Origin of the sequence: Gaiella sp., assembly GCF_039915195.1 — a bacterium.
Taxonomy (GTDB): Bacteria; Actinomycetota; Thermoleophilia; order Gaiellales; family Gaiellaceae; genus Gaiella.
Genome location: NZ_JBDSNT010000035.1, coordinates 1 through 5,178, shown reverse-complemented (window position 1 = coordinate 5,178; position 5,178 = coordinate 1). Strand labels below are relative to the sequence as shown.

Annotated in this window: 5 protein-coding genes; 3 read left to right on the top strand and 2 right to left on the bottom strand. The window is 67.1% G+C overall.

Annotated features, from left to right (window positions below; all coding sequences use genetic code 11):
• Nucleotides 1–1,354, top strand: a 1,354-nt coding sequence (locus ABIR74_RS03460) for an MFS transporter (protein ID WP_348175222.1), incomplete at its 5' end; no start/stop codon positions are given.
• Here the strand turns inward: ABIR74_RS03460 and ABIR74_RS03455 are convergent.
• Nucleotides 1,351–2,403 carry an LLM class flavin-dependent oxidoreductase gene (locus tag ABIR74_RS03455; RefSeq protein WP_348175221.1) on the bottom strand — a complete coding sequence of 351 codons (1,053 nt, stop codon included), beginning with the start codon at nt 2,401–2,403 and terminating at the stop codon, nt 1,351–1,353. The two genes, ABIR74_RS03460 and ABIR74_RS03455, sit on opposite strands and share 4 nt — an antisense overlap.
• 420 nt (nt 2,404–2,823) lie before the next feature.
• Here ABIR74_RS03455 and ABIR74_RS03450 point away from each other — a divergent pair, with 420 nt between their 5' ends.
• Entirely contained in the window at nt 2,824–3,264 is a 441-nt protein-coding gene (locus ABIR74_RS03450; RefSeq protein WP_348175220.1) for a VOC family protein, read from the top strand.
• 3 nt (nt 3,265–3,267) lie between these two features.
• Here ABIR74_RS03450 and ABIR74_RS03445 read toward each other — a convergent pair whose 3' ends face one another.
• Nucleotides 3,268–3,525 (bottom strand): hypothetical protein, encoded by a 258-nt coding sequence (locus tag ABIR74_RS03445; RefSeq protein WP_348175219.1) that lies wholly within the window; start codon nt 3,523–3,525, stop codon nt 3,268–3,270.
• A 142-nt stretch (nt 3,526–3,667) separates the two neighbouring features.
• On the opposite strand from ABIR74_RS03445, the gene ABIR74_RS03440 reads away from it, so the two are divergent.
• Nucleotides 3,668–5,178: AMP-binding protein (locus ABIR74_RS03440; protein ID WP_348175218.1), on the top strand; the 1,511-nt coding region annotated here is incomplete at its 3' end.

The following is a 5,178-nucleotide window of genomic DNA, read 5'->3' as shown; positions in this document are numbered from 1 at the left end:
TCGAAGCGTGACGCGCGCGACGGGCGCCGAGCGTGCGGTGCTGGTTGCCGTTGCGCTCGGCGCCCTTCTCGCACCTCTCAACTCGACGATGATCGCGGTTGCGTTGCCGGACATTGTCGACGATTTCGACTCGTCGATCGGCACCGTTGGCTGGCTCGTCACCTCGTACCTGCTCGCTCTCGCTGTTGTCCAGCCGGTCGCAGGGAAGCTCGGCGATCGACACGGCCGGCACCCCTTCATAGTCGGTGGGCTCGCCGTCTTCGGGGTCGCCTCGCTCGGTGCTGCGCTGGCGCCGAGTCTTCCGTTCCTGATCGGCTTCCGTGTCGCCCAGGCGGTCTCGGGCGCCGTGGTCTTTCCGAACGGAGCGGGCCTGATCCGGGAGCTCGTCCCTGCCAGTCGCCGCGGCGGGGCGTTCGGCATCGTGGGCGCATCGATTGCCCTCGCGGCAGGACTCGGGCCTCTCATCGGAGGGGTTCTCGTCGGCATCGGAGGCTGGCGAGCGATCTTCCTCGTCAACGTCCCGTTCGTCGTAGCGGCGCTCGCGATTGCCTGGCGGGCCGTGCCCCGAAGTCCCGGCGTGGTGCCCGAGACGGCGTTCGACTGGCTTGGCGCGGCGCTTCTCGCCGCCGTCCTGGGCGGCTCGGCAGCGCTCGTCATCGAGAGCGCACACGCCCCTCTGGCGCTCGCCCCTGGGGTTCCCGCGCTGATCATCCTCTCCGTCGTCTTCGTGCGGCGTGAGTTGAGACACCCCGACCCCGTCTTTCAGCCACGCTTCTTCCGGATCCGCCCCTTTGCAGCGGCGAACGCGGGCATCTCCTCGAGCAACCTGGCCTTCTACACGGTTCTGCTCGCGACGCCAATCTTGCTCACGCGGCACCTCGACTGGTCGAGCCTGCAGGTCGGCGTCGCTCTCGCACTGCTCTCCGCGCCGATGGTCGTCTTCTCTCCGATCGGTGGCCGGCTGGCTGACCGCTACGGCCGGCGAATCCCGGCTGTCGGTGGCTGCGTCGCACTCACCGGCGGGATCGTCCCGCTGGCGATTTCTCCCGGCCTCGACACGCTCGTGCTGCTGCCGTGCCTTCTGCTGATGGGCTCTGGCGTGGGACTCTCGACGGCGGGCCTCCAGGCGTCAGCGATCGAGGCGCTCGAGCCCTCCCAGGCCGGTGTCGCCGCCGGACTGTTCTCGACCTCGCGCTACATCGGGAGCTTCGCCGGCTCGATCGCTCTCGCACGGTTGCTCGACGAGGGAGAGGGGCTTTCCGGATTTCACGCCGTCTTCGTGATCGCTCTCGCTGGGGCCGTCATCTCCGTGCTCGTGACGCTCGCCCTTCCCAGAAGGCGAGTCGTTCTCTAGGCGGATGCGGTCGCGGCCGCTTGCGAGCGGCGCGCCACCTCGGCGCGCACGGCGGGCGCCACCTCGGTGGCGTACAGCTCGATCGCACGCATCGTCTTCGAGTGATCGAGGCTACTGAGGTAGAGAAGAAAGCGCTGGTGGCCAAAGATCTCGTGTTGGAAGAGGATCTTCTCGACGACCTCCTGTGGGCTGCCGACGAAGTTCGCGCCGCGGAGCGTACGCGTCGCCTCGAAATCGTCCCGGCTCATGGGCGGCCAGCCACGCTCCCGCCCGATCTTCGTCATCATCGCGTCGAACTGCGGCCAGGAGGTATCGGCCGCCGCCTGAGACGTGTCCGCGATGAATCCATGCGAGTTGATGCTCAGTGCCGGAGCAGCGTGGCCCGACTCGAGGGCGGCGCGCTGGTGAATCTCGGCGAAGGGCGCAAAGCGTTCGGGTAGTCCGCCGATGATCGCGAGCGCCATCGGGAGTCCTAGCGATCCGGCCCGGGCGGCGGACGCGGGGTTTCCTCCGACTGCGATCCAGACCGGGAGGGGATCCTGCGCGGGCCGCGGGTAGATCCCCACGTCCTCGAGCGGAGGACGAAGCCGGCCGGACCAGGTGACGCGCTCGACGTCGCGCAGCCGGAGCAGGAGGTCGAGTTTCTCGGCGAACAGCTCGTCGTAGTGGGCCAGGTCGTAGCCGAACAGGGGAAAGGATTCGATGAACGAGCCACGGCCGGCCATGATCTCGGCGCGCCCGCCGGAGAGCAGGTCGAGGGTCGAGAACTGCTGGAACACCCGCACGGGATCGTCCGAGCTGAGCACTGTGACAGCGCTACTCAGCCGGATGCGCGACGTACGTTCGGCCGCTGCAGCGAGCGTCACGACTGGCGCAGAGACCGCAAAGTCAGGCCGGTGATGCTCGCCGATCGCGAAGACATCGAGGCCGGCCTCGTCCGCGAGCGTGGCCTCCTCCATGAGGTTGCGCAGGCGCACGGCGGGCGAGATCGCACGACCCGTCGCCGGATCGGGCGTGAGCTCCGCGAAGGTGTAGAGGCCGAGTTCCATTTTTTACTTGAGTCCACAAGTAAGCGTAGCAAGGCGTGGTAGTTCTGGCCGAGCAGCGATTCTAAAGTCCTTCAGAAAGCGGGAGGCGCGCTCGGCCGCAGCGTGCGGCGCCGTGTGAGCGACCGCTCTCGTCGTGCCACAAGGGCGCGCGAGCAGGTGACGATGTTTTCGTTGTCTCCGTGTGCAACCGCGAGCGTCACGCGGTCGCCGTCGCTCTCGAGCACTCGAGCGCGAGAACCGATCTCGAGGACGGAACCCTTCCCATCGCACCGAAGCTCGGCGAGGAGGTAGACCACATCATTGTCTGGGCTGTCGGCGCTCGGTCTCATTGTGAGACTGACGGAATTGACCGTTTGTCCCGTATCTCCTTCCCCACAGGTGAGTCAGCCATGGGCGCTTGCACACATACACTGAGAGGAGATGCAACGGCCGAGGCTCGTGGGAATCAACCATGTCGCGCTCGAGGTCGGCGACATCGACGAGGCGCTCGCGTTCTACGGCAGCATCTTCGATCTCGTACTTCGGGGCCGGTCGACGCAGATGGCGTTCATCGACATCGGCGACCAGTTTGTCGCGCTCTCTCGTGGCCGCACGCAGGCCGCCGACGCGCACCGTCACTTCGGCCTCGTTGTCGACGACCGGAATGCGACGCGCGCGGCGCTCGACTCAGCAGGGGTCGACGTGCTCCCCGGCCGGGGTCTCGACTTCAGGGATCCCTGGGGCAATCTCGTCCAGATCGTGCAGTACGACGAGGTTCAGTTTCTGAAGGCCGATCAGGTGTTGCGGGTGCTCGGCGTCGAGCCGGGCAAGACCGAACAGGCTCGTTCGGAGCTGCGCGCGAAGGGCATTGACGCCGGCTAGGGTCTACGCCGTCGACCAGGGGTTCGGGCGCAGAGTCCGGCGCGAGGAGAGCGACCGCCGCTGCCGTGCGACGAGAGCGCGCGAGCAGGTGACGATGCCCTCGAAGCGTCCGTAGCCGACGGCGAGCGTGAGCCGGTCGCCGTCGGCCTCGAGCACGCGTGCACGCGAGCCGATCTCGTGGACGGGCCCGTGCTCGGCGGAGCGGAGCTCGGCGAGCAGGTAGACCACTTCTCCCCCGACGGTGATGTCTTCAGCGCCCACGGTGGAAGAGACGGATGGACGCGCCCGGGGTTGGGAACCTTCACCCAATGCTTACGAACACGGAGGCGCGCCGTCGACGTGCAATGATCGCAGGGAGACCGTGGTAGCCACCCGCAGCCGCGTTGCAGACGAGGAGAGCAGTGTGAGCAGTCCGGGGTACGACGAGCTGTGCGACTCCCACGCGTGGGCCGTACCCGCTCGCTACAACATCGCGGCCGATGTCTGCGACAGGCATCCACGCGACAAGGCAGCGATGGTCTGGGAGAGCTTCGACGGTTCCGTTCGTCTCCTCGGCTGGGGTGACCTGCAGGATCTCGCCAACCAGGCGGCGCATACGCTGGCTGCGCACGGCGTGTCTCGTGGAGATCGCGTCGCCGTCGTACTTCCGGCCACCCCCGAAACGGCGGCGATCTTCTTCGGTGTCTGGAAGCTCGGCGCGATCCTTCTCTCGATGTCCGTGCTCTATGGCGACGACGGGATCGAGCACCGCCTCACGGATTCCGATGCCCGGCTTCTCGTCACGGATGCAGACAATGCGCCGCGCTTCGACCGGCCGTGGGCGCCCGACGTCCTCGTTCTCGGGCCGGACACGCTGCGCGAGGCGCGCACCGACTTCATCTGCGCCGATACAGCAGCCGACGACCCGGCCCAGCTCTATTACACATCCGGTACGACGGGGCTTGCGAAGGGCATCGTCCATGCGCACCGCTACATCCTCGGCCACGAGGAGTTCCGCTACTGCCACGAGGTGGAGGACGGCGAGCTGTTTCACGGGATGGGGGAGTGGGCGTGGGCGGCGGGGATCGCACCGTTGCTCGGTCCATGGCGTCTCGGTGCCGTCCAGTGCGTCTACCGGCGCGAAGCCGGTTTCGACCCGGGCAAGCAGCTTGCATTCCTCAGTCGCCACCGGGTGACGAACGTGTTCACAACGCCGACGGCGATGCGCTCGATGATGGCGATAGAGAACGCAGGAATGCGGTATCCGCAGTCGTTCCGCCGCGTCTGCTCGGCGGGCGAACCGCTCAACCCCGAGGCGATCCGCTGGTTCCGCGAGGAGTATGGCGTCACGGTGCTCGATTACTACGGGCTGACCGAGTCCTACCCACTCGTAGCGAACTACCCCGGCATGGAAGTGCGCGAGGGTTCGATGGGCAAGCCGATGCCGGGATGGGATGTGCAGATCCTGGACGAGGGCGAGCAGCCGGTCGCTGTCGGGGAGCGCGGCGAGATCTGCTTGCGCGCACGCTCGAACCCGCATTACCCGCTCGGCTACTGGCGTAACGACGAGGCGGGGGAGGAGGCGTTCGGCGGTGACTGGTTCCACACGAAAGACGCCGCCGTGAAGGACGAGGACGGGTACTACTGGTATGTCGGTCGCGCCGACGACGTGATCATTGCCGCTGGCTACCGGATCGGCCCCTTCGAGGTCGAGTCGGCTTGCCTCGAGCATCCCGCTGTGAGAGAGGCGGCCGCCGTCGCGTCGCCCGATGAGCTCCGCGGCAACGTCGTCAAGGCGTTCATCGTCCTCGCAGACGGCTACGAGTCGTCAGCCGATCTCGCCGCGGAGATCCGGACGTTCGTCCGCGAACGGCTCTCTGCGTATGCCTATCCTCGCCTGATCGAGTTCGTCCCCGATCTGCCAAAGACGCTGAC

Coding starts and splice junctions, on each gene's coding strand:
- ABIR74_RS03455 (WP_348175221.1), bottom strand. CDS start 2,403: ATGGAACTCGGCCTCTACACCTTCGCGGAGCTCACGCCCGATCCGGCG.
- ABIR74_RS03450 (WP_348175220.1), top strand. CDS start 2,824: ATGCAACGGCCGAGGCTCGTGGGAATCAACCATGTCGCGCTCGAGGTC.